The sequence below is a fragment of the Bartonella sp. AA126HLJHH genome (assembly GCF_042197425.1).
GTDB lineage: Bacteria > Pseudomonadota > Alphaproteobacteria > Rhizobiales > Rhizobiaceae > Bartonella.
Genome location: NZ_JBHIRU010000143.1, coordinates 1 through 558, shown reverse-complemented (window position 1 = coordinate 558; position 558 = coordinate 1). Strand labels below are relative to the sequence as shown.

Here is a 558-nt window from a genome sequence, read left to right as displayed (position 1 = left end):
GTGGTTAAGGCTGCTGAGAATGCTGGGAATAAAATTGGCAATGATGGTTTGATCTCCTATTTGGAAAAGCAGGCTATAGAATGTCCAGCGGCTTATTTAGCGTTGCTTGGTAAGGTGTTGCCTTTACAGGTAACAGGTGAAGATGGGGGAGCCATTAAGGTGATAACGCGTGTAGAAATCGCGCCTTTGGTCAATGACAACACGACAGATTAGTATTGTACCAAAACTCATTCCTATTTTTGCAGGGGACGCTTTGGTACGGGCGGCTTGGGGTGGACGAGGGTCTGGAAAGACAAGATCATTTGCATTGATGGCTGCTTTAAAAGGCTATCAATTTGGTATGCAGGGGATATCGGGGACCATTCTTTGTGCACGTCAGTTTCAGAACTCGCTAGCAGAAAGTTCATTGGAGGAGATTAAGCGCGCCATTGAAGCGCACGACTTTTTAAAGGACTATTACAAGGTTGGGGAATCTTCGATTAAGTCGATAGATGGTCGCGTAGCCTTTCAGTTTTCTGGTCTTGACCGTAATATTGCGAGCATTAAATCGATGGGGCG

At 45.7% G+C, this 558-nt stretch carries 1 protein-coding gene and 1 pseudogene; both read left to right on the top strand.

The window, feature by feature from the left end:
* Nucleotides 1-213: pseudogene (locus ACFIQC_RS10215) on the top strand (hypothetical protein); the annotation flags it as partial.
* Nucleotides 194-558: phage terminase large subunit (locus tag ACFIQC_RS10210; protein WP_375707166.1), on the top strand; the 365-nt coding region annotated here is incomplete at its 3' end. The pseudogene ACFIQC_RS10215 and the gene ACFIQC_RS10210, both read left to right, overlap by 20 nt.